The sequence below is a fragment of the Enemella evansiae genome, assembly GCF_002250705.1.
GTDB lineage: Bacteria > Actinomycetota > Actinomycetes > Propionibacteriales > Propionibacteriaceae > Enemella > Enemella evansiae.
In genome coordinates, this window is the sequence record NZ_NMVP01000015.1 from 1 (window position 1) to 21,427 (window position 21,427).

The following is a 21,427-nucleotide window of genomic DNA, read 5'->3' on the forward strand; positions in this document are numbered from 1 at the left end:
TGGTCATCATCGGCCGGCTGCGCCGCGACCCCGACACCCAGGCCTACTTCCACCGACGCACCAGCGAACACAAGACCCGCGCCGAAACCATCCGATGCCTCAAACGCCACCTCGCCCGCACCATCTACCGAAACCTCAAAACCGACCTCATGACCACTTGACGATCTATAGGACCGTCGCGAGCCATTGCTCCGCGGGCTCCGCATGGCTCGCTACTCGATGAGCGTGGGGTCGGCGTACTCGACCAGGACCGGGGCGTGATCGGAAATCCTTGCCTCATAGGAATCCGCGCGCATCGTGCCACCGGAGACCGCGCGTGCGGCGAGACCGGGGGAGGCCAGGTGATAGTCGATCCGCCAACCGGCGTCGTTGGTCCAGGACTGGCCACGCCAGCTCCACCAGGAATAGGGACCGGGCACCTCGGGATGCAGCCCGCGGACCACATCGACCAGGGTGCGCGGTGACAGCACCGAGCCGAACCAGTCCCGCTCCTCGGGCAGGAAGCCCTCGGACTTCTTGTTGGTCTTGTAGTTCTTCAGGTCCAGCTCGGTGTGCGCGATGTTGAAATCACCCATCACCAGGAACTCGCGGCCCGCGTTCGCCGCCTGCCGCCGGGACCGGGTCAGATGCCGTGCGAACGACTTCAGGAAGCGCTGTTTGCGGTGGAACCGCGTCGCCGATTTCTCATCCTCGAAGAGGGTTCCGCCCTTGGGCAGATAGAGCGAGGCGACCGTCAGCCCGGGCAGGTCGACCTCCAGATAGCGACCCTCGGTGTCGAACTCACGATTGCCGAAGCCCCGGCGTACCGCCGACGGCTCGGCCCGCGACATGATCGCCACCCCGTTCCGACCGGGCAGCGTGCCCTGCTCGTACGCCCAGTGGTAGCCGTCGATCGCCTCGGCCGGCACCAGCTCGGCCGGCGCGCGTACCTCCTGCAGCGCGACCACGTCCGCATCCGCCTCGGCCAACCAGTTCCGGAAACCCCGACGGTGCGCGGCACGGATGCCGTTGACGTTGAAGGTGGCGATGCGCATGACCCCCGATCCTAGCCAGCCGGACCGACTCGGTTACTGTCGCTGAACAGGCAACGTCAATGGCGAGGGGGCAGGATGCGTATCGGTGTACCGACCGAGGTCAAGAACAACGAATACCGGGTCGGGATCACCCCGGTCGGGGTGCACGAACTCATCAGCCATGGCCATCAGGTGCTGATCCAATCCGGTGCCGGCGTCGGGTCGTCGATCACCGATGAGGAGTACGCCGCCCAGGGCGCGGAGCTCATCGATGACGCCGACGAGGTGTGGGGGAGCGCCGAGCTGGTGCTCAAGGTCAAGGAACCGGTCGCCGAGGAATACCACCGGCTGCGCAAGGATCTGGTGCTGTTCACCTATCTGCATCTGGCCGCCGACCGGCCGTTGACCGAGCGGCTGATCGAATCGGAGACGACCGCGATCGCCTACGAGACGGTGCAATTGTCCTCGGGACTGCTGCCGCTGCTCTATCCGATGTCCGAGGTCGCCGGCTGCCTGGCGCCGCAGGTCGGGGCGCATTCGCTGATGAAGCCCGAGGGCGGCTCCGGGGTGCTGATGGGCGGTGTCGGTGGTGTCGCCAACGCGAAGGTGGTCGTGCTCGGTGCCGGGGTCGCCGGCCAGAATGCGGCCAACATCGCGCTCGGCATGGGGGCGGATGTGACCATCCTGGACACCAATCTGGAGAAGCTGCGGATGATCTTCTGGCGTTACCAGAACCGGATCCACCAGCTGGCCTCCTCGGCGTACGCCATCGACGAGCACGTGGTCGAGGCCGACCTGGTGATCGGCTCGGTGCTGATTCCCGGTGCCAAGGCGCCGAAGCTGGTCAGCAATGAGCTGGTCTCGCGGATGAAGCCCGGCTCGGTGTTGGTCGACATCGCCGTCGACCAGGGCGGTTGCTTCGAGGACTCGCATCCCACCACGCACGCCGACCCGACCTACAAGGTGCACAACAGCACCTTCTACTGCGTGGCGAACATGCCGGGCGCGGTCCCGCACACCTCGACCCACGCGCTCACCAACGCGACCCTGCCCTATGCGGTGAAGATCGCCGATCTCGGCTGGCGGGAGGCGCTACAGGCCGACCCCGCCCTGGGCAAGGGCCTCAACGTGTACGCCGGCGAGGTCACCTATGCCGGTGTCGCCGAGGCCTTCGACCTGCCGTACACCGACCTGGAGCAGGTGCTCTCCTGAACTGCCCGATCCGCGCTGCCTAGCGGACGTGCCAGAGGTCGATGATCACCCGGTCCGGGTCGCGCCGACCGGAACCGATGACGACGGTGTGCTCCAGCCAACGCCATTTCTCACCGGCGACCTCGAAGCGGGGTACGCACCGGAAATAGATCCGTTCCGGGGGCACCCGCTCACCGGCGGCCAGCGCCTCGATGTCGGCGGCGGTGCCGGTGCGGTACGCGGTGTTGGTGACGAACAGTCGCTCACCGTCGTCGGCCTCCAGCACGTATCGCGCGTCGAGCTCCGAGGTGGTCGCGGAACTGATCAGTTGGAAATCGGCACCGCCGCGCAGGACGCGGCCGCGCAGCCGAGGACCAGTCACGGTGCCGCCCTCGATGGGGATCACCCGGCGGCGGCCCGCGCGCGTCTGCCCGACCTCGACCGGTTCGGCGACCAGCACCTCGATGGTGGCCAGGTAGTCGAGTTCTGGGGGAGGAGGCGCCGAAGAGATCACTGCTGCTGACCGCGCTCCCGGTACGCCTGGCGCAGTTCTTTGAGGGCCCGGATCCGGAAGAAGACCCCGATCAGCGCGGCCACCCCGGCGATGATGAAACACAGCGTCGGCGCATTCCGCCCGGGCGGCACGTTCGCGGCCAGCACCGCCAGCAGGGCGATCACGAAACAGCCCAGGGCGGCGAAGGACCAGCGGATGCTCGACATGGGATCAGCCTAGGTGCAAAGTCCAGAAGCCAGCGCGCGTGCCTCGGCGGCGACGAAGGAACGCGGGTCAGCGCACCGCGGGGCGGTACGCGTGCTGGATCCGGGACTTTCGCGGTGCGACCCCGGGTCCCTTCGACTCGTCGCTGCGCTCCTCGCTCAGGGAGCGGGGTCAGCTGCGCTCCTCGCTCAGGGAGCGCGGCTAGCTGTACTGACCGGGGACGTTGGTCAATCGTGAGAATGGTGGCTGGCCGCCGCATGCGGTGTGAGGGCGGTGCTGGTTGTAGTGGTGGAGCCAGTCTTCGAGCGCGTCGCGGCGTTCTTGCTCGTTGAAGTAGCAGCGGGCGTAGGCCCAGCCGTCGGCCATGGTGCGGTGAAACCTCTCGACCTTACCGTTGGTCTGCGGGCGGTAGGGCCTGGTGCGCTTCGGTGTGATGGCGAGGGCTTCGCAGGTGTCGCGCCACAGGTGGGACCGGTAGGCACCACCGTTGTCCGAGAGGACGCGTTCGATCGTGACGCCGCGTTCAGCGAACCATTCGACCGCGCGATGGAGGACCCCGACCGCGGTCACGGCGGTCTCGTCGTCGTGGATCTCGGTATAGGCGACGCGTGAGTGGTCTCGATGAGGGTGTGTACGAACGCGTAGCCGAGCTTCGGATTGTGCCACTTGCTCTTCGGCTTGTTCGGGGTGGCGGAACGGTTCCTCTCACCCTGACGGCGGCCCACAAACCGCCAGCCCCCTCCGTGTGGGATGTTCCCGAGCTTCTTCACGTCCACGTGGACGAGCGAGCCCGGGTGAGGATGTTCGTATCGCCGGATCGGCTCGCCCGTGGCGCGGTCGACGTAATCGAGGCGGTTCAGGCGTGCGGAGGTGAGAATGCGATGCACGGTGGACGGCGCGATGTGCAGCCGCGACGCGAGCTGGACCGGTCCCTCTCGTAGTCGCATTCGAAGGCTCACGCACCGCTTCGTGATCGCTCTGTTGGTCTTGCTGGGTGAGAATCTCGGGCGCGACGACCTGTCGTGCATGGGCTCGCCATTGCGGTAGCGGTCGACCCAGCGCTTCACGGTGGGCCAGGAGACTTGGAATCGGGCGGCTACTTCGCTGATCGGGAACCCATCCTCGATGACGAGGCGAGCAACTTTCAATCGGTGGCGGGGAGTCAAAGCTGCGTTCGCGTGAGACATGGCAGCTCAGCTCTGAGCTCGTGCGGGAACTTCACGAGCAAGCAGGATCGCCACGGCCCCGAGCAGGGCTCCGGTGGCCCTCCGCTGCCAAACAATCCAGCCAGGGCGGCCTTCGATGAATCTGGCGATCGAGCCAGCACCAATCACAATAAGTGCGTTGACCGCCATGCTGACACCGATCTGCAGCAGGCCCAAAGTGATGCCCTGCACGACCTGGCTCCCACGGCTCGGGTCGATGAACTGTGGGATGAGCGTCAGGTACATGATCGCGACCTTCGGGTTGAGCAAGTTGGTGACCAAGCCCATCCGGAACAACCGCCAGTCGCTGTCACCAGGCAGCTCGCGCACCTCGAAGACACCGGCACCGCCCGGGCGCAGCGCTTGCCAGGCCAGCCACGCCAAGTACGCGACGCCAGCCGCCTTGAGCCCGATGAACAGCCACGGCACGGCAACGAACACGATCGCGAGGCCGAAGTTGGCCGCCAGCATGTAGATCACGAAACCCACTCCCGTCCCGGCCAAGGACACCAGGCCCGCACGGCGGCCTTGCCCGATGCTGCGCGAGGCTAGGTACATCATGTTCGGCCCTGGAGTGAGCACCATTGCCATTGCGGCGGCAGCCATCCCGAAGGCCGCTTGGGTCGAGACGGGAAACGTCGTCAGGAGAGTTACCATGAAGCAACCATGCTGTAATGGCCTTATGCAACTCAACCCTTACGGCGAGTATGCGGTCCTCCTCGCACAATCTCTCGCCAATGACTGGCCGCAGGATCGTTCAGGGGTCGTCGCCCGCACGCGTGACCACGGCATGACCATGCCCTTCCCCGAGCAGCCGGGCGATCACTCCCGCTGCAAAGTGGTCGTGGACCGGTGGCTGCGCGTAGTCGACGCCGAGTGTGCCGATGACCGGGCCGCCTTACTGAACGACCAGATGGCGGCCGTCGCGGCATACCCGCGTCTGACTGACCACAACGGAGAGGGCTGGCATCTGCACTACCGCGACACCGACGACGACCTGCCAGTGGTGCTCCAATCAGTGATCGCCGTCGGGACCGCGCTACACCTGACGACGCGCGGCATCACTCGCCTTGGGCGCTGCACGTCAATCCCCTGCCTGAACGTGATCGTCGACATCTCACGCAACGGGACGCAGCGCTATTGCTCTCCACGATGCGCAAGCAGAGAAGCCGTCCGACGCCATCGCGCAAGGAACCGGCAAGCCTGATCAATCAACCTGTCCGGTCATTACAGCTAGCGGTAGTTGTCGAACTGGACGGCGAAGTCGTAGTCGGCCTCGCGGATCATCCGCTGCACCTCCTGCAGATCGTCGCGCTTCTTGCTGGAGACCCGCAGCTCCTCGCCCTGGATCTGGGTCTTCACACCCTTGGGGCCCTCGTCGCGGATCAGCTTGGCGATCTTCTTCGCGTTCTCGGTCGAGATGCCCTCGGCGGTGGAGGCGGTCATCTTCCACCTCTTCCCCGACACCCGCGGGTCGCTGGCCTTGACCGCCTTCAGCGAGATGCCGCGCTTGACCAGCTTGGACTGGAAGACGTCCCAGATCGCCTTGACCTTCTCCTCGGTGGAGGACTCCATCGCGATGTCCTCACCGGACCACTCGATCGAGGAGTCGGTGTTCTTGAAGTCGAAGCGCTGCCGGATCTCCTTGGCCGCCTGCCCGAGGGCGTTGTCGACCTCCTGTCGGTCCACCTTGCTGACGACGTCGAAGGAACTCTCAGATGCCATGCCGCTCACCCTAGCCGTCGCCGACCGGGCCGGAGCGGGCCGGAACCGATTTCCCACCGGCGCGCGGCGTTGCTATCGTTGCTCTCCGGCCGCTGCGGTAGTGGGGGCCTTGGCAGGTTGCCCGAGCGGCCAAAGGGAGCGGTCTGTAAAACCGTCGGCTTCGCCTACGTTGGTTCGAATCCAACACCTGCCACCACCAGGGGTGTCCGGTACGCCGGGCGCCCCTTCTGCGTTCTCGGCGACCGCTGATGGCGTACGCCGAGAATGCGATTTGCCCCGGCCGCGCCGAGCGCTGTATCTTTTTCCCTCGGTGCAGCGATGCGCCAGGCCCCTATAGCTCAGTAGGCAGAGCGTCTCCATGGTAAGGAGAAGGTCAGCAGTTCGATTCTGCTTGGGGGCTCTGAGTTTCCGGGATCCCCGTACGATCGAGGGGGTGTCGGGGCCCATGGCGAGGTAGCTCAGTTGGTGAGAGCGCACGACTCATAATCGTGAGGTCGCGGGTTCGAATCCCGCTCTCGCTACCACCCCGTGCCGTCCCGGCACAGTCCCACCAGCACAGACGACCGACGAGGACAGAACAATGGCCAAGAGCTCTGACGTGCGGCCCAAGATCACCTTGGCCTGCACCGAGTGCAAGGAGCGCAACTACATCACCAAGAAGAACCGGCGCAACGATCCGGATCGTCTTGAGCTGAAGAAGTTCTGCCCGAAGTGCCACTCGCACACCGCGCATCGCGAGACCCGCTGATCCACGCTGCGAAGACGCCGTCCACCCTCGGGTGGGCGGCGTCCTTGCGTTAGGTTGAATCCCATGCCGATCTCCAGCGAGCACGTGGGCCGGAGCTATCCGCCCTCGGCCCCCTACCAGGTGACCGCCGGCAAGATCGCCGAGTTCGCGGCCGCACTGGGAGAGGACGTCGCAGCCCACCCCGACCAGGCCCCGCCCACCTTCGGCGTACTGCTCGCCGGCTGGCAGGCCCTCTTCGACGACGCCGAACTCGGGCTCAGCCTGCGCCGCACCATGCACACCGAGCAGAAGTTCAGCTACCGCCGCCCGCTGCGCGCCGGCGACGAGGTCGTCGCGACGACCACCATCGCGGGCGTCCGGGTGCGCGGCCAGGTCGACATGATCACCGTCGAATCCAGCCTGGACAGCACGCAGGGCGAACACCTCGGCACCGTCACCGCCAGCCTCTTCCACACCCGGCCCGCGCCGGAGGCGCTCTCCGATCGGGAGGACGCCGATGAGTGAGCTTCCGGAGTTGCGGGTACGCCTGACCCGCCAGCAACTCGTCCGGTACGCCGGGGCGTCCGGTGACCTCAACCCGATCCACTACTCCGACCACCATGCCCACGCGCTGGGGCTCGACTCGGTGATCGCGCACGGCATGCTCACCATGGGCCTGGCGATGCGGGTGGTCACCGACTGGTGCGGCGACCCGGTTCGGATCGCGTCCTGCCAGTTCCGGTTCTCCAAGCCGGTACCGGTGCCCGATGACGACGACGGCACCGAGGTGGTCTTCACCGGCACGCTCAGCGAGGGCGAGGAGACCGACACCGTGACCGTGACCGCCAGCTGCGGCGACCAGACCGTCGGCAAGGGCCGCGCGGAGGTACGCCGTGGCTGAGGCCCCGCAGATCCCCTCGACACGGCCGCAGGCGGCCTACTCGGGGAACGAGGGAAGCACCCTCGCCGAGTTGACCACGCTGCGCGTCGGCGGTCCCGCACGCACCCTGGTCACCGCGACCACCGAGGCCGAGCTGATCGCCGGGGTCCGCGACGCCGACGAGCGCGGCGAACCGGTGCTGCTGGTCGGCGGCGGTTCCAACCTGGTCGTCGCCGACGAGGGTTTCGCCGGCACCGTGATCCGGATCGCCACCCGCGGCATCGAGGTCGACTCCTCGGCCTGCGCGGGTGCGTTCGTGACCGTCGCCGCCGGCGAGGTCTGGGACGACCTCGTCGCCCGCGCGGTCACCGAGGGCTGGGTCGGCATCGAATGCCTGTCCGGCATCCCCGGGCTGGTCGGCGCCACCCCGATCCAGAACGTGGGGGCCTACGGCCAGGAGGTCTCGCAGACCATCGCCCGGGTCCGCACCCTCGACCGGACCACCGGCCAGGTGCGCACGTTCAGCAACGCCGACTGCGATTTTTCCTACCGTCATTCGCGTTTCAAGGCCGAACCCGACCGCTGGGTGGTGCTCTCGGTGGCGTTCCAATTCGAGCTGGGCGACCTCTCGGCGCCGATCCGGTACGCCGAACTGGCGCGTCGGCTCGGGGTCGAGCCGGGCCAGCGGGTACCGGCCACCGACGCCCGGGAGGCTGTGCTCGCGCTGCGCCGCGGCAAGGGCATGGTCCTCGAACCGGGCGACCACGACACCTGGAGCGCCGGCTCGTTCTTCACCAACCCGATCCTGACCCTCGAGCAGGCGGCCGCGCTGCCCGACGACGCGCCCCGCTATCCGGCGGGGGAGGGCCTGGTGAAGACCTCGGCCGCCTGGCTGATCGACCACGCCGGCTTCACCAAGGGCTTCGGCGCCGACGTCGGCACCGGTGCCGCACAGCTCTCCAGCAAGCACACCCTGGCGCTCACCAACCGCGGCCGGGCCCGCGCCGCCGACGTGCTCGAACTGGCTCGCACCATCCGCGTCGGCGTCGAGGAACGCTTCGGCGTACGCCTGGTCAACGAGCCGGTGCTCGTCGGCTGCACGCTGTGACGACCGAGAGGAGCAGGAACTCGATGACCCGCCCCGTCAGCTACCAGGTCTGGGCACCCCGCGCCGAACGACTGCGACTGCGGCTCGACGGCACCGACCACCCGATGACCCGCGGTGCGGACGGCTGGTGGCAGCCCGCCGACCGGTTGCCGGAGAGCGCATTCGAGACCGGGCACGACTACGCGTACCTGATCGATGACAACCCGACCCCGCTGCCCGACCCGCGCAGCCGCTGGCAACCCGAGGGCGCTCACGGCCCCTCCCGCACCTTCGACCTGACCGACCACGAATGGGGTGACCACGCCTGGACCGGGCGGCAGCTCGCCGGGGGAGTGATCTACGAACTGCATCTCGGCACGTTCACCCCCGGCCCGGCTGGCGAGGGCGGTACCCTCGACAGCGCCATCGAACGCCTCGACCACCTGGTCGAGCTGGGCATCGACTTCGTCGAGCTGATGCCGGTGAACGAGTTCAACGGCGAGCACGGCTGGGGCTACGACGGCGTCGACTGGTACGCGGTGCACCACACCTACGGGGGCCCCGCGGCGTACCAGCGGTTCGTCGACGCCTGCCACCAGCGCGGGCTCGGGGTGATCCAGGACGTCGTCTACAACCACCTCGGCCCGAGCGGGAACTACCTGCCGCAGTTCGGCCCCTACCTCAAGGAGGGGGTGAACAACCCGTGGGGTGCGGCGATCAACCTGGACGGGGAGGACTCCGACCAGGTCCGCCGCTACATCATCGAGAACGCGCTGCTGTGGCTGGGGGAGATGCACGTCGACGGGTTGCGGCTGGACGCGGTGCACGCCCTCGGTGACGAGCGGGCCACGCACCTGCTCGAGGAGATGGCGGTCGAGGTGGATGCGCTGAGCGCCTTCGTCGGCCGGCCGCTGTCGCTGATCGCCGAATCCGATCTGAACGATCCGCGGCTGATCACCCCGCGGGAGGCCGGTGGCTATGGGCTGACCGGGCAGTGGAGCGATGACTTCCACCATGCGCTGCTCGCCAACCTGACCGGTGACGTCTCCGGTTACTATGCCGATTTCGCCGGGCTGGGTTCGCTCGCCAAGGTGCTGGAGCAGGGCTTCTTCCACGACGGCACGATGTCCACCTTCCGCGGCCGCCGGCACGGTCGCCCGGTCGATCTGGCGCAGACCCCGACCTGGCGGTTCGTGGTCTGCTCCGACAACCACGACCAGATCGGCAACCGCCCCGACGGCAGCCGGCTCGCCACCCGGCTGACCACCGACCAGCTGACGATCGCCGCGGCGCTGGTGCTGCTCGGCCCGTTCACCCCGATGATCTTCATGGGTGAGGAATGGGGGGCGTCCACGCCGTGGGCGTTCTTCACCTCGCACCCCGAACCGGAGCTCGGCGAGGCGGTCAGCAAGGGCCGGCGCGCCGAGTTCGCCAAGATGGAATGGGGCAATGTCGAGGTACCCGACCCGCAGGCGGAGAGCACCTTCACCGACAGCATGCTCGACTGGTCCGAGGTGGCCGAGGGCCAGCACGCGGAGTTGTACGCCGCCTACCGCGACCTGATCCGGCTGCGGCGTACCCATCCCGAACTGAGCGACCCGCGATTCGCCTCGACCGCGGTCGCCTTCGACGACGCCGCGGGCTGGCTGCGGATGACCCGCGGCGACCGGCTGACGATCGCGGTCAACTTCGGCGCGGAGCCGGCCTCGGTCCCGTTGGCCGGTGCCGCCGAGACGCTGTTCAGCAGCGGCGAGGTCGAGGTGGGCGAGGACGGGGTACGCCTGGGCGCGTGGTCGATCGTCCTGCTGGCGGCTGGGCCTTCGACGCTCATCGAGTAGGCAGCCGAGCGGAGCGAAGCGGAGCACGGTTGCCGTGTCGAGATGTACCGAGGGGCTGTGCGGCGGCCGGGCCTGATCGTGGCCGCTCTGACTTCGCGGCCTAACTCTCACTTCGCGGCTCGCATGCGGTCCGCAGAGTGGGAGTTGAGCCGCAGAGTGGGGAACGAGCGAGCGAGGAACGAGCGAAGACGAAGGGATCCGTGGCTTCGACTCGCTCCTTCGTCGCTCGCTCAGCCAGCGTGTGGGCTCCTTCGTCGCTCGCTCAGCCGTGTCGAGATGTACCGCTCATCTCGACACGCTCGCCCGGCTCCGCTTCGCTGCGCCGGGCGAGCTAGGAGCGTGTGGGGTGGATCAGAAGTCGATCTCGCGCTTGAGGATCTTGCCGGTCGGGCCCTTGGGGAGGGTGCCGAACTTCAGCTTCTGCGGATACTTGTACGCCGCCAGCTGGCCCTTCGCGAAATCGATGATCTCCTGCTCGGTCGCCTCCGCGCCCTCCTTGAGGGTGACCACGGCGGCGACCTCCTCGCCGACCTGCTCGTCGGGGATGCCGATCACCGCGGCCTCGGCGACCGCCGGATGGGTGTAGAGCACCTCCTCGATCTCGCGGGGATAGACGTTGAAGGCGTTGCGGATGATCATGTCCTTCTTGCGGTCGACGATGAAGTAGTAGCCCTCGTCGTCGCGGGTCGCCAGGTCACCGGTACGGAACCAGCCATCGGCATCGATCGCCTCGGCGGTCTCCTCCGGCTTGCCCCAGTAGCCCTTCATCACGTTCTCGCCGCGGATCCAGATCTCGCCGACGGTGTCGGTCTCGTGCACCTCGTTGCCGTCGGCGTTCACCAGCTTCACCTCGACGCCGCGGATCGGCGTACCGATCGAACCGGGCTTGGCCGGCCGGTCGGGGTGGTTGAAGGTAGCCACCGGCGAGGTCTCCGAGAGGCCGTAACCCTCGAGCAGCTTGAAGTTCAGCGCCTGCTGCACCCCGTTGAGCACCTCGACCGGCAGCGAGGCGCCACCTGAGGCGCCGAGTCGCAGTGTCGAGGTGTCGTGGTCCCCGCCCTTGCCGGCGGCGGCGAGCAGCCCCATGTACATCGTCGGTACGCCCATGAACAGCGTCACCCTGTCCTCGGCGATCATCCGCAGCGCCTCGGCCCCGTCGAAGCGGGGCAGCAGATCCAGGCAGGCGCCGCCGGCGACACCGGCGTTCATCGAACAGGTCTGGCCGAAGGAGTGGAACAGCGGCAGCCCGCCGAAGATCACGTCCTCGGTGCCGATGTCGAACAGCGTCTCCACGGTGGTCCGCACATTGGTGAGGATGTTGTCGTGGCTCAGCTCGGCACCCTTGGGCCGGCCGGTGGTGCCGGAGGTGTAGAAGATGATCGCGGTGTCCGAGCCGTCCCGGTCCACCACCTCGCTGCGCGGCTCCAGCCCGCCCAGCTCCTTCTCGAACTCACCCGGGGTGACCACCCAGACCGGCGTACCCGTCTCCGACGCCGCCTCCTGGGCCGCCTCGGCGAACATCGCGAAGACCACCGCGGCCTTCGCGTCCGCATCGGTCCAGGTGTACGCCACCTCGCGACCCTTGAGCAGCGGGTTCATCGGCACCACCACCGCGCCCAGGCGCAGGATGCCGTAGTAGACGACCGGGAAGTAGGCGACATTGGGCATGGTCAGCGCCACATGGTCACCGGGGCCGATCCCCATCTCGGCCAGCCGGGCGGCGGCCCGGGAACTGGCGTCGTCGAGGGCGGCGTAGGTGAGGACGGTGTCGCCCTGCTTGACGGCGGGACGGTCGGGATCGCTTGCGGCGCGGTCTTTGAGCCAGGTTGCGATGTTCGGCATGTCGGGACTCTACCGGTGGGTACCGCGCCGGCGCAGCGATTCACAAGTTGTTTGCGGGGGGTTTGCAAGGCTGACCCCGGCGTGCCGCTAGCGTGACCCCGGTTGGGTCGATCGGCACGGCCTCGTGCCCGGCGAAGGGAATCGGAGTGCTTCGAGTCGAATTGCGAATGGCCGGCATGCCCGCGGTGGTGCTCGGTTCGCAGGAATCACTGGTGTTCGGGCGTGCTCCGCATGCCAACCTGCCCGAGGACGACGGCGAGAACACGTTGCAGGTGACCACCCTGGCGCTGCCCGAGTCGACCCCGCACACCTCGCGGATCCTGGGCGAACTGGTGGTCGGTGACGACATCGTCCGCCTGCGCTGGCACGGCAGCACCGAGGCCCAGCTCGCCAGTCTCTTCGAAGCGCCGGGTGGCGCGCGGCGGGTCACCCTGGTCAAGGGAATGACCGCGCTGCTCGACGAGGGTGAGAACAGCGTCACCGTGCTCCGCGGCCGGCAGGGGCTGCAGGCCAACCAGTTCGACGACCTGACCCTCGAGGTCAACGTCGGCGCGGCGCAGAACACCTCGAACTACACCCCGCAGGCCGAGGACGACGTCGACATGACCGCGCCGGCGCCCAACCTGGGCAAGGGCACCAAGGAATGGTTCGTCGCGCTGGCACTGGCCGAGCCGTGGCTGGTCGGCGACGACTCCTATCCGCGGCCGCCGTCGAACCGGGAGATCTACGAGCGGGTGCTCGGCTGGCACGGGTACGCCTGGAACCTCGACCGACCGCAGCGGGTCGACGACGCCATCCGGATCATCTCCCGGATCGCCTTCGGCCCCCGCGACGACCCGTTCGCCGGCGGCGGCACCAAGCGGGTCCAGAACGTGCGCTTCGCCATCGGCCGCCGCGCCGCCGAGGTACGCCTGGTGACCGCCGAGGATCTGGCCGAGGTGTACGCCAACGCCCGCAAGAAGGATTGAGCGCGAGCCGCCAACAGGTGGCGAGCGTCGGCAAGAGCGGGGATTGGGCGCCCGGGCGCGAGCCGCCCAGAATTACACACGGCGGGCGAGCTGCGGGTAGTCGATGACGATGCCCTGGTCGTCGACGGTCAGTTCGCTGCGGAAGTCGCGGCGCTCGCTCTCGTAACGGACCCGGCCCGGGCCGGCCGACGCGTAGCGCTGCACCGACGGGATCACCCGCAGTGAGGGCACCTCGATCCAGGCCATCGTCAGGGTCTGCTCGGGTACCTCGCCGCCGAGCAGACCGAGGCGGCGGATAGGCATCACATTGGTCAGCGGGCAGAGTCCGAGGTCGCAGTCGAGCGCGTCGGCGTACTCCACGTCACCGTCGAGGTCGCGGAGGGCCACGCCCTCCGGGTCGTCGGGCCCGCCCTCGACGAGCGTGCTGCTCGCCCAGTGGCCGGCGCCGTCGTGGGTGAGATCGAGGACCCGTCGCCAACGCGGACCGTACGCGGTGACGCGCATCCGCCGGGTGACCCAGCGGTCGTCGCATTCCAGCGACCAGGCCAGCGCGTGCCCGTCGCTGCGTTGGGTGCCGTGGGCGGTCAGGGTCGTGCCGATGATGTCGACGGTGGCGGTGTCGAGGCGGGTCGGATCGTCCTCGCCCTGCCAGATGATGCGGCGGCGCATGGGATGAGGTTACGGGGCGGAAAAGAGGAAACTTCCGGCGCCGGGGACGGCGTGGCGGTGAGATTGCGGGTTGGCGACTGACCCATCGATCAGCGAAGATGGTCCCCGATTGGGGAAACCAGGTGGTAGTGAACCGGGTCCCGATCGGCTGACCATCTCAGGTGCGACGAGGGGAACACCGTGGGTCCTGGACTCTTCCGCAAGGCGGCGAACGTGCCGCGCGGGCGCACCATCGCCAACGCCTCGGCGGTCTCCGCCATCACCCTCGGCATCGTCGGTGTGATGCTCGGTACCGGCGTCGCCTCCACCGCCATCGGGGTCACCGACGGCGTCACCTGGCTGGCCGACCCCGCCACCGGTGAGGTGCTGCAGTACAACCCCTCGACCAAGCGGGTGGAGAAGTCCTACCAGGTCGGCCGGGCCGGTGATCCGATCCAGGTCGCCCAGGCCAACGGCGGCGTGGTGCTGCGCAACGGGCGTACCGGTGAGGTCGTCACCGTCGACATGGCGAACCCGGGCGCCGGCCGGCGTACCAGCGGTGACAAGGCCAAGGTCGTGATGGCCAGGGGCGTGATGGCCGTGGCGGACTCCGATCGCGGCACCATCACCCGGATCGACCCGGTCAAGGCCACCGATGTCGGCACCGCGTACCAGTTCGAGGGTGGTGAGCTGATCGGCGCGATCGCCGACGAGGACGGCACCATCTGGGCCGCCACCAGCGACGGCCAGCTGATCGGGCTGCGCTGGCAGGACAACGAGAACGGTTTCGTGAAGTCCGCCGGCCGCAAGCTGAAGGAACCGATCAATGCCGGTGCGGTGCTCAGCCCGCACCCCAAGGGCATCACGATGTTCGACTCGCGGTCCGGGGTGATCGCCCAGGCCGGTACCGGCCAGGACATCGAACTGCAGGAGAACCGGCTGATCGGCGCGGACCCGACCGGTGTGGTCGGCCCCGCCGACCTGGTCCCGGCGACCCTGCCCGAGCAGGGTTCGGTGGTCGTGCTGGACCGCGGACGGCTGGCCCAGTATTCCACCATCGGGATGGGCTGTGACCGCCCGATCGACCCGGCGGCGTTCAACGACGTGATCTATGTGGTCTGCCAGGGCCAGCAGAAGGTCATCCGGTTGACCCGCGACGGCGCCTCGGCCGGCAAGGAGATCATGACCCCGGGCAAGGAGGACGCCCAGCCGGTCACCGACGAGGGTCGGCTGATGCTGAACGTGAACGGTGCCGAGGAGGGCATCGAGATCGACCGCAGCGGCGCCGATCAGCGCTTCGACCGGCGCGCCCGCGGTGGCGCCCAGTCGCTCGATGTGCAGGAGCCCAGCGAGGGTTCGGGGGCCTTGGTTGCCCGCGAGAACGCCCAACAGGACATGCAGGGTGAGCCCGGTCAGGGCAGCGGTGCCGGCGGTTCGGTGAACACCTCCCCGGATCAGTTCGACAACCGCGACGAGGTGGTACGCGGCAGCGGCTCGCGCGGCGAGGACACCGCCACCGATGCCAGCATCACCGTGCCCGGTGAGGACCAGATCAACCAGGACCGGGGCAACAACGGCCGGGGTCGCGGCGACAACAGCAACAACGACGGCCCGCTGCAGGACGACCCGACCAACGACAACGACGGTGGCGGCAGCGGCAGCAATCCCGGTACCGGCAACGACGACAGCGACAACGCTGGCGGTGGCAACGAGGACGGCAACGACAAGGGCGCCCAGGACAACGGGGACGACCCGGTGCCGGCGCCGGTCCCGACCGATGACGGCGGCCTGCCGGTGCCGGCGCCGACCGATCTCCCGACCGGCGGCCCGCTGCCGATCCCGAGCGTCCCGGGCGGTGCGCCGACCGGGCCGGGTGGCCCGACCGACGGCCCCACCGGTGGTCCGACGGATGGTCCCACCGACGGCCCGGGCAGCCGCGGCCCCAACCCGAGCGCTTCCGGCGTACCGACCGCATCGGCCAGTGGCCCGGCACCGAGCACCACCGCGCCGCCCACGACGACCAGGCCGCCGTCCACGACCACCAAGGCGCCGACGACGACGAAGGCGCCCACGACCACCAAGGCGCCGACCACCACGAAGGCCCCGACGACCACCCGGCCGCCGACCCGTCGGTCGGCCACTCCGCTGCCGAAGTCTTCGCCGAAACCGAAGACGACGACCCCGGGGCCGCGGCTGACGGGCAAGGTCATCACGACGACCGCGACCAAGACCACCTCGCCGAAGCCGTCATCGGCCGCGGCCAGCGTGAGCAATGTGAGCGCGTCCGCGAGCGGGACGAGTGTGACGGTCAAGTTCAAGGCGACCGGTCAGAGCGTGCGCGTGGTCGTGGGCACCAAGGCGAAGGTGGTCAGCGCCTCCAGCACCTCGGCGACCCTGACGGGGCTCACATCGGGCAGGCACAACGTGACCGTGACCGCCACCAGCGGATCGACCTCCAAGTCGGCCAGCACGACCGTGACGGTCGGGGGTTCCACCTCGACCACCACCACGAAGAAGACGACGCCGCCCAGGACCACCACCAAGCCGGCCAGCAAGCCGCCGGCCGCGCCGACCGGCGTGAGCGGTACCCACACCGGGACCGGGGCGAACGTGCGGTGGAACAAGGTGGCCGGTGCCACCAAGTACATCGCCTACTGCAACGACGTCGGTGAGGTGAGCACCACGAGCACCTCCGCCACCGTCGGTTGCGGTCCCGATTCGAAGGGTCGGACCGTCAAGGTCGGCGTCAGGGCGGTCAACGCGGCCGGTCAGTCCTCGGTGACCCAGGTCTGGGCCAAGTAGGACATTTCCGAATTGCGCCCCCGGCTGGCTAACGTGTGCCCGTCGTGCCCGCGGTGGGTGCGCCAGGCGAGCGGCGGAGGGAAACCCCGGTGACGACAGACCAGCTCAACCAGCCGGTACCGGACCAGGTGATCGGCGACTTCCGTGGGCTGCACCGCCACCTCGGCGACGCCGTGGAATCGGTGCTGCACGGCAAGCGCGAGGTGATCGACCTGGTGCTGGTCGCGATGTTCGCGAACGGACACGTGCTGCTGGAGGACGTGCCCGGCACCGGCAAGACCACCCTGGCGCGGGCGTTGGCCCGCGCGCTCGGCGGCGACTCCCGCCGGGTCCAGTTCACCCCCGACCTGCTGCCCGCCGATGTCACCGGCACCTCGGTGTTCAATCCCGGCGACGGGGAGGTCCGGTTCCGTCCCGGGCCGGTGTTCACCAACGTGCTGCTCGCCGATGAGATCAACCGGGCCGCCGCCAAGACCCAGTCCGCGCTGCTCGAGGTGATGGAGGAGCGCACGGTCACCGTCGACGGCGTCACCCACAAGGTGCCGGATCCGATGCTGGTCGTCGCCACCCAGAACCCGATCGACCTGGACGGCACCTACCGGCTGCCGGAGGCCCAGCTGGACCGTTTCCTGATCCGGATCGCGATCGGCTACCCGGCGGCCGCGCAGGAGATGAACATCCTGCGGCCCGGCTCCCGCGCCGGGCGTACCGACTCGATCGAACCCGTCACCACCCCGACCGACGTCGCCCGGATCTCGCAGACGCTGACCGCGATCCACATCGCCGACCCGATCCTGGCCTATGTACGCCGGCTCGGCGAGACGGCGCGGGGCGACCGCCGGTTGCGGCTGGGCGCCTCCACCCGCGGGTTGCGGGCGCTGGTCCGCTGCTGCCAGGTGTACGCCGCCGCACAGGGCCGCAACTTCGTCATCCCCACCGATGTCCAGTTCCTGGCCGGCCCGGTGCTCGCGCACCGGGTGATCCTGACCCGCGAGGCCGACCTGGCCGGCGACAGCGGCGAGTCGGTGATCGCCGACCTGATCTCCCGCGTCGAGGTGCCCCAGCCCGAAGGTCGCTGACCGGTGTCCGACCCCGACGTCACGAGCCTGCGGCCCGACCGGACCGGTGCGCCCGCCTCGGCGAGCGCCCCGGCCCCGGCGACCGCTCCCGCCTCGGCGACCGCTCCCGCGTCGGCGAGCGCCCCTGCCTCGGCGGGCGTACCCATCACCGGCGCCGCCACCTCCGCCTCCGCCGTCCCGCCGCCCCGCACCCGGGGCGACCGCGACCGGGATCCGCGGCGGATCGGGGAGAGTGGTGAGATCCGCCGCGGCTGGTGGCTGCTCAGCACCCGCGGGCTGGTGCTGCTGCCGGTCGCGCTGCTGCTGCTCGGTCTCGGCCTGTGGTGGCGGTACGCGACGCTGTTCGGGGTGGCCGCAGCCCTGCTGCTGGCGCTGCTGCTCGATGTGATCGCGGTCGTCTGGCCCTATCGGTTGAAGGTACGCCGCGAGCTCACCCCGCCGGTGGTCGAGCGGCACGGTGACTGCACCGCCGTGCTCGCCGTCACCGGTCGCCGCCCCGGGCTGGCCCGGACCACCCTCAGCGACAACATCACCCCGCTGAACGTGCCGGCCACCGTGACCCGCAACCTCACCCAGCAGGTGTCGGTCGATCTGGACGCCAGTGAGGTCGACTACCGGGTACCGACGCTGCGTCGCGGGCTGCTCGAGGTCGGTCCGCTGACCGTGCACCGGATCGGGCTCTTCGGGCTGGCGATGACCGCCCGCCCGATCGGCCAGGTCGACCACGTCCGGGTGCTCCCGCGCAGCATCCCGGTCCGCGAGATGGCCCGCGGCCGTCGGCGCTCCGCGGTCGGTGCCGACGAGTCGGTGGAACACGGTGGGACCGACCTGGTCGGCCTGCACGAATACGTCCCCGGCGACGATCTGCGCCGGCTGCACTGGGCCACCTCGGCGCGTACCGGGCTGCTGATGGTCCGCGACGACGCCGACCCGTCCACCCCGCACCTGACGGTGGTGCTCGACGACGCCGCCCAGCACTACTCCGACCACGGCCGCACCGACACCGACTTCGAGGACGCCGTCGAGGTGGCCTTCGCGCTCTGCCGGGCCGCGGTCTCGCACAACCACCCGGTGCACCTGGTGACCACCTCCGGCGCGGTCGATGTGCAGGTCAGCGAACGGATCGGCGCCGCCGAGGTGGACGTGCAGCGGATGTACGCCGCCCTGGCCGAGGTGCAGGCGGGCGAGGACGACCCGAACCATCCGGCCCGCGGGATGCGGTTGCCGGCCCGGGCACTGGACTCGGTGGCCGTGGTCAGCGGCGCCGAGGCCCGCGCCGACGTGCTGTCCGCGATCGCCGCCCGCGGCGCCACCGGGGTGGTGCTGCTGGTCGACCACGGCGGCGGCGACCCGATCGCCACCGCCTCCGGCGCGGGTGCGGTGCAGGTGCTGCGCGGCCCCCGTTCGATCGACCTGGCCCGGCTCTGGGATCGGATCATCGGATGAGCGCGCCCACGATGCCCGAATCCTCCCGCACCGCCAACGCGCAGGCTTCCGCCGGGGTCGCGACCCCGGCCCGGCGGCCGGTCGATCGCAGCGCGGGCGACCCGATGTGGCTGCGGCTCGTCGTGTCGGTGCTGGTACTGATCATCGGTACCGCCTCCTTGCGCGCCGCCTGGGCCGGGATGGCGGCCTGGCCGCTGCTGATCCTGGCCGGGCTGGTCGGCGGCGCTGCGGCGTACGCCCTGGGGCGGATGCGGGTCGCCTTCGCCCTCCGGCTGCTGGTGCTGGCGCTGGTCCCGGTGCTGCTGCTGATCGCCGTCGGGCGGCAGGCCGGCAAGAGCGCGCTGGCCGGGGTGGCCGACAGCTTCCCGACCCTGCTCACCTCGCCCTACCCGGCGCAGCTCACCCTTCCGCTGCTGGCGCCGGGACTGGTGATCGCCTGGGTCGCCGGCTGCCTGCTCGGCGGGGCGCTGCCGCTGCGCCGGTTCTTCCTGGCGCCGCTGGCCGCCGGCCTGGTGCTGCTGATCTCCGGTGACCTGCTCAGCGGCGGCGGGTCGGACCGCACCGGCTGGATCAGCATGGCGCTGGTCGCGGTCATTCTGGCGTCCTGGAGCGGGTGGGTCACCCGGCGCCGGTCCGGGCCGCCGCCGGGCACCGGGCTCGCGATCGTGCTCGGCGCGGTCGCGCTGGCGGTCGGCTGGGTGCCGCTGGGTACGCCGTTCCAGCCCCGGGATCTGGTCAGCCGGCCCGAGGAAGCGGTCTCCGAGCCGAATGTGCTGCCGATGCTCGGTGCCTGGGCCGAGCGCCAGGAAGAGGAGATCCTGCGCCGCAGCGGCGACACCTATCCGCTGCACCTGGCCGTCTATCCCGACTATGACGGCGTCACCTTCAACAGCATCAGCAAGTACGCCGACATCGGTGACACCCGGGCCCCGCTGCTGCCGCCGGGCCGCTTCCAGAAGGAGCTGACCACCACCGTCACCTGGAAGCCGATCACCCGCTGGGTGCCGGCCCCCGGCGTACCGACCGAGGTCACCATCCCCGGCGCCCGCCTCGATCCCGACACCGGAGCGCTGATCAGCCCACAGGTGCCCAACGGCGGGGTCGTCTCCTACACCGTGACCGGCAGTGTGGACGCGCCCCGGCTCGCGGAGCTGGCCGCCGCCGACATCGGCCAGGCGGAGCGCTACACCGCGCTGCCGCCGAACACGCCCGGCGAGTTCGCGGCGTACGCCAAGGAGGTCACCAAGAACTCGGCCACCTATCTCGACCAGGTGCAGGCCATCGAGCGGACCGTGAAGGCCGACCGCAAGTTCGTCGCCACCGCGCCCGGCGGTTCGTCGCTGCCGCGGTTGCGCAGTTTCCTCTTCGACAACGAGGACAAGGGCGGCCGGCTGGGCACCTCGGAGCAGTTCGCGGCCTCCTTCGCGATCCTGACCCGCTCGCTCGGCATCCCGACGCGGGTGGTGGTCGGCTTCGGGCAGGGCTCGCCGCTGGCGACCGATCCGAATGTGAACGTGGTCCGCGGCCGCGACGCCGCGGCCTGGCCGGAGGTCTATTTCGCCGGCTTCGGCTGGGTGCCGTTCAACCCGACACCCGACCTCAGCTCGGTCCAGCCGCCGACCGCGAACCGGCAGCAGCGCCCGCCGCCGCCGCGGCCCACCCCGGTACCGACCCCGGCCGTCCCGCCGGCTCCGCTGCTGGGCGCCGACGATCTGCAGTGGTGGTGGATCCCGGCCGGTGCGCTGGGGTTGGGTTTGCTCGGCGTCGGTGGGCTGACCGTCGCCCGCCGGGTACGCCGCAACCGCCAGCAGCAGGCCGGTGCGCTCGGTGCCTGGCGCCTGCTGCGGGATTCGCTGCGGCTCTCCGGGCGACCACCGGAACCGAATCGGGCCGCGGTGTCGGTGGCCGCCGCGACCGGCGTACCCGAGGCCGAGACCGTGGCCCGCGCGGCCGAGACCGCTTCGTTCGCCCCCGCCGCGGTGGACGCCCCGGCGGTCTGGGACACCGCCCGCGCCGCCGACCGCGCCCTGCGCGGTCAGGCGAGCGGCTGGCAGCGCCTCGTCTGGTCCTTCAGCCCGGCCGTCTGGTTGAAGCCGAAGCAGAAGGCCGCGAAACCGCCACGGCGTACGCCACGGTCCTCGAACCCCGCACGGTCCTCGAGCAGCTCGCGCAGCGAGCGTGTCGAGAGGACCTGAGCGAGGATGGGCCTGCGGAATTTGCGGCTCGATCGCGGAATCGGCCGATCTGGGCGCCAATCG

19 protein-coding genes, 3 tRNA genes and 1 pseudogene are annotated in these 21,427 nt (G+C 69.6%); 15 read left to right on the plus strand and 8 right to left on the minus strand.

Annotated elements, in window-relative coordinates; translation table 11 throughout:
- Nucleotides 1-212 precede the first annotated feature (212 nt).
- Nucleotides 213-1,034 (minus strand): exodeoxyribonuclease III, encoded by an 822-nt coding sequence (locus BI335_RS10895; protein ID WP_094430943.1) that lies wholly within the window; start codon nucleotides 1,032-1,034, stop codon nucleotides 213-215.
- 75 nt (nucleotides 1,035-1,109) lie between these two features.
- Here BI335_RS10895 and ald point away from each other — a divergent pair, with 75 nt between their 5' ends.
- Entirely contained in the window at nucleotides 1,110-2,225 is a 1,116-nt protein-coding gene (gene ald / locus BI335_RS10900) for an alanine dehydrogenase (protein WP_094404063.1), read from the plus strand.
- 19 nt (nucleotides 2,226-2,244) lie between these two features.
- On the opposite strand, the gene BI335_RS10905 is transcribed toward ald, so the two are convergent.
- From BI335_RS10905 to BI335_RS10920, 4 genes and pseudogenes are all read right to left on the minus strand, one after another.
- Nucleotides 2,245-2,718, minus strand: coding sequence for a DUF3237 domain-containing protein (locus BI335_RS10905; protein WP_208109350.1), 474 nt, complete (start codon nucleotides 2,716-2,718; stop codon nucleotides 2,245-2,247).
- Entirely contained in the window at nucleotides 2,715-2,924 is a 210-nt protein-coding gene (locus BI335_RS10910) for a hypothetical protein (RefSeq protein WP_094430945.1), read from the minus strand. Before BI335_RS10910 ends, BI335_RS10905 begins: the two co-directional genes overlap by 4 nt.
- 199 nt (nucleotides 2,925-3,123) lie before the next feature.
- Nucleotides 3,124-4,109: pseudogene (locus BI335_RS10915) on the minus strand (IS481 family transposase).
- A 6-nt stretch (nucleotides 4,110-4,115) separates the two neighbouring features.
- The gene (locus tag BI335_RS10920) at nucleotides 4,116-4,784 is read right to left on the minus strand and encodes a LysE family translocator (protein ID WP_208109351.1); all 669 of its coding nucleotides are present in this window, start codon (nucleotides 4,782-4,784) and stop codon (nucleotides 4,116-4,118) included.
- A gap of 25 nt (nucleotides 4,785-4,809) precedes the next feature.
- Between BI335_RS10920 and BI335_RS10925 the strand changes: the two genes are divergently transcribed.
- A complete protein-coding gene (locus tag BI335_RS10925; RefSeq protein ID WP_094430947.1) occupies nucleotides 4,810-5,334 on the plus strand; it encodes a CGNR zinc finger domain-containing protein in 525 nt (174 codons plus the stop codon).
- A 26-nt stretch (nucleotides 5,335-5,360) separates the two neighbouring features.
- Here the strand turns inward: BI335_RS10925 and BI335_RS10930 are convergent, their stop codons facing one another.
- Complete coding sequence (locus BI335_RS10930; RefSeq protein WP_094430949.1) at nucleotides 5,361-5,852, minus strand: YajQ family cyclic di-GMP-binding protein; 492 nt, start codon at nucleotides 5,850-5,852, stop codon at nucleotides 5,361-5,363.
- Between the two features lie 111 nt (nucleotides 5,853-5,963).
- Between BI335_RS10930 and BI335_RS10935 the strand changes: the two genes are divergently transcribed.
- From BI335_RS10935 to treZ, 8 genes are all read left to right on the plus strand, one after another.
- Nucleotides 5,964-6,048, plus strand: a tRNA-Tyr gene (locus tag BI335_RS10935).
- A 131-nt stretch (nucleotides 6,049-6,179) separates the two neighbouring features.
- Nucleotides 6,180-6,252, plus strand: a tRNA-Thr gene (locus BI335_RS10940).
- Nucleotides 6,253-6,299: 47 nt separating this feature from the next.
- Nucleotides 6,300-6,376, plus strand: a tRNA-Met gene (locus tag BI335_RS10945).
- A 56-nt stretch (nucleotides 6,377-6,432) separates the two neighbouring features.
- Entirely contained in the window at nucleotides 6,433-6,600 is a 168-nt protein-coding gene (gene rpmG / locus BI335_RS10950; protein WP_026927683.1) for a 50S ribosomal protein L33, read from the plus strand.
- Nucleotides 6,601-6,663: 63 nt separating this feature from the next.
- Complete coding sequence (locus BI335_RS10955) at nucleotides 6,664-7,104, plus strand: FAS1-like dehydratase domain-containing protein (protein ID WP_094405536.1); 441 nt, start codon at nucleotides 6,664-6,666, stop codon at nucleotides 7,102-7,104.
- On the plus strand, nucleotides 7,097-7,480 hold the full coding sequence (locus BI335_RS10960; protein WP_094430950.1) for a MaoC family dehydratase: 384 nt from the start codon (nucleotides 7,097-7,099) through the stop codon (nucleotides 7,478-7,480). The genes BI335_RS10955 and BI335_RS10960 overlap by 8 nt, the downstream gene beginning before the upstream one ends.
- A complete protein-coding gene (locus tag BI335_RS10965) occupies nucleotides 7,473-8,567 on the plus strand; it encodes a UDP-N-acetylmuramate dehydrogenase (protein ID WP_094430953.1) in 1,095 nt (364 codons plus the stop codon). Before BI335_RS10960 ends, BI335_RS10965 begins: the two co-directional genes overlap by 8 nt.
- A gap of 23 nt (nucleotides 8,568-8,590) precedes the next feature.
- Nucleotides 8,591-10,384, plus strand: a complete 1,794-nt coding sequence (gene treZ / locus BI335_RS10970; protein ID WP_094430955.1) for a malto-oligosyltrehalose trehalohydrolase — start codon at nucleotides 8,591-8,593, stop codon at nucleotides 10,382-10,384.
- Nucleotides 10,385-10,735: 351 nt separating this feature from the next.
- Here treZ and BI335_RS10975 read toward each other — a convergent pair whose 3' ends face one another.
- Nucleotides 10,736-12,226 (minus strand): long-chain-fatty-acid--CoA ligase, encoded by a 1,491-nt coding sequence (locus BI335_RS10975; RefSeq protein ID WP_094430957.1) that lies wholly within the window; start codon nucleotides 12,224-12,226, stop codon nucleotides 10,736-10,738.
- A 167-nt stretch (nucleotides 12,227-12,393) separates the two neighbouring features.
- On the opposite strand from BI335_RS10975, the gene BI335_RS10980 reads away from it, so the two are divergent.
- Nucleotides 12,394-13,194 carry a hypothetical protein gene (locus tag BI335_RS10980; RefSeq protein ID WP_094404073.1) on the plus strand — a complete coding sequence of 267 codons (801 nt, stop codon included), beginning with the start codon at nucleotides 12,394-12,396 and terminating at the stop codon, nucleotides 13,192-13,194.
- A gap of 72 nt (nucleotides 13,195-13,266) precedes the next feature.
- On the opposite strand, the gene BI335_RS10985 is transcribed toward BI335_RS10980, so the two are convergent.
- On the minus strand, nucleotides 13,267-13,863 hold the full coding sequence (locus BI335_RS10985; RefSeq protein ID WP_094430959.1) for a putative glycolipid-binding domain-containing protein: 597 nt from the start codon (nucleotides 13,861-13,863) through the stop codon (nucleotides 13,267-13,269).
- Nucleotides 13,864-14,043: 180 nt separating this feature from the next.
- On the opposite strand from BI335_RS10985, the gene BI335_RS10990 reads away from it, so the two are divergent.
- From BI335_RS10990 to BI335_RS11005, 4 genes are all read left to right on the plus strand, one after another.
- Entirely contained in the window at nucleotides 14,044-16,644 is a 2,601-nt protein-coding gene (locus BI335_RS10990) for a hypothetical protein (RefSeq protein ID WP_094430961.1), read from the plus strand.
- 89 nt (nucleotides 16,645-16,733) lie between these two features.
- A complete protein-coding gene (locus BI335_RS10995) occupies nucleotides 16,734-17,723 on the plus strand; it encodes an AAA family ATPase (protein ID WP_229117851.1) in 990 nt (329 codons plus the stop codon).
- A 3-nt stretch (nucleotides 17,724-17,726) separates the two neighbouring features.
- The gene (locus BI335_RS11000) at nucleotides 17,727-19,169 is read left to right on the plus strand and encodes a DUF58 domain-containing protein (protein WP_094430964.1); all 1,443 of its coding nucleotides are present in this window, start codon (nucleotides 17,727-17,729) and stop codon (nucleotides 19,167-19,169) included.
- Complete coding sequence (locus BI335_RS11005) at nucleotides 19,166-21,364, plus strand: transglutaminase family protein (protein ID WP_094430967.1); 2,199 nt, start codon at nucleotides 19,166-19,168, stop codon at nucleotides 21,362-21,364. The genes BI335_RS11000 and BI335_RS11005 overlap by 4 nt, the downstream gene beginning before the upstream one ends.
- Nucleotides 21,365-21,427: the final 63 nt, after the last annotated feature.

Bases quoted from the DNA above. Each gene is read 5' to 3' on its own strand.
- BI335_RS10980 (WP_094404073.1), top strand. From the start codon at position 12,394: ATGGCCGGCATGCCCGCGGTGGTGCTCGGTTCGCAGGAATCACTGGTG.
- BI335_RS10985 (WP_094430959.1), bottom strand. From the start codon at position 13,863: ATGCGCCGCCGCATCATCTGGCAGGGCGAGGACGATCCGACCCGCCTC.
- BI335_RS10930 (WP_094430949.1), bottom strand. From the start codon at position 5,852: ATGGCATCTGAGAGTTCCTTCGACGTCGTCAGCAAGGTGGACCGACAG.
- BI335_RS10910 (WP_094430945.1), bottom strand. From the start codon at position 2,924: ATGTCGAGCATCCGCTGGTCCTTCGCCGCCCTGGGCTGTTTCGTGATC.
- BI335_RS10925 (WP_094430947.1), top strand. From the start codon at position 4,810: ATGCAACTCAACCCTTACGGCGAGTATGCGGTCCTCCTCGCACAATCT.
- BI335_RS10895 (WP_094430943.1), bottom strand. From the start codon at position 1,034: ATGCGCATCGCCACCTTCAACGTCAACGGCATCCGTGCCGCGCACCGT.
- rpmG (WP_026927683.1), top strand. From the start codon at position 6,433: ATGGCCAAGAGCTCTGACGTGCGGCCCAAGATCACCTTGGCCTGCACC.
- ald (WP_094404063.1), top strand. From the start codon at position 1,110: ATGCGTATCGGTGTACCGACCGAGGTCAAGAACAACGAATACCGGGTC.
- BI335_RS10975 (WP_094430957.1), bottom strand. From the start codon at position 12,226: ATGCCGAACATCGCAACCTGGCTCAAAGACCGCGCCGCAAGCGATCCC.
- BI335_RS10960 (WP_094430950.1), top strand. From the start codon at position 7,097: ATGAGTGAGCTTCCGGAGTTGCGGGTACGCCTGACCCGCCAGCAACTC.
- BI335_RS10920 (WP_208109351.1), bottom strand. From the start codon at position 4,784: ATGGTAACTCTCCTGACGACGTTTCCCGTCTCGACCCAAGCGGCCTTC.
- BI335_RS10955 (WP_094405536.1), top strand. From the start codon at position 6,664: ATGCCGATCTCCAGCGAGCACGTGGGCCGGAGCTATCCGCCCTCGGCC.
- BI335_RS11005 (WP_094430967.1), top strand. From the start codon at position 19,166: ATGAGCGCGCCCACGATGCCCGAATCCTCCCGCACCGCCAACGCGCAG.
- treZ (WP_094430955.1), top strand. From the start codon at position 8,591: ATGACCCGCCCCGTCAGCTACCAGGTCTGGGCACCCCGCGCCGAACGA.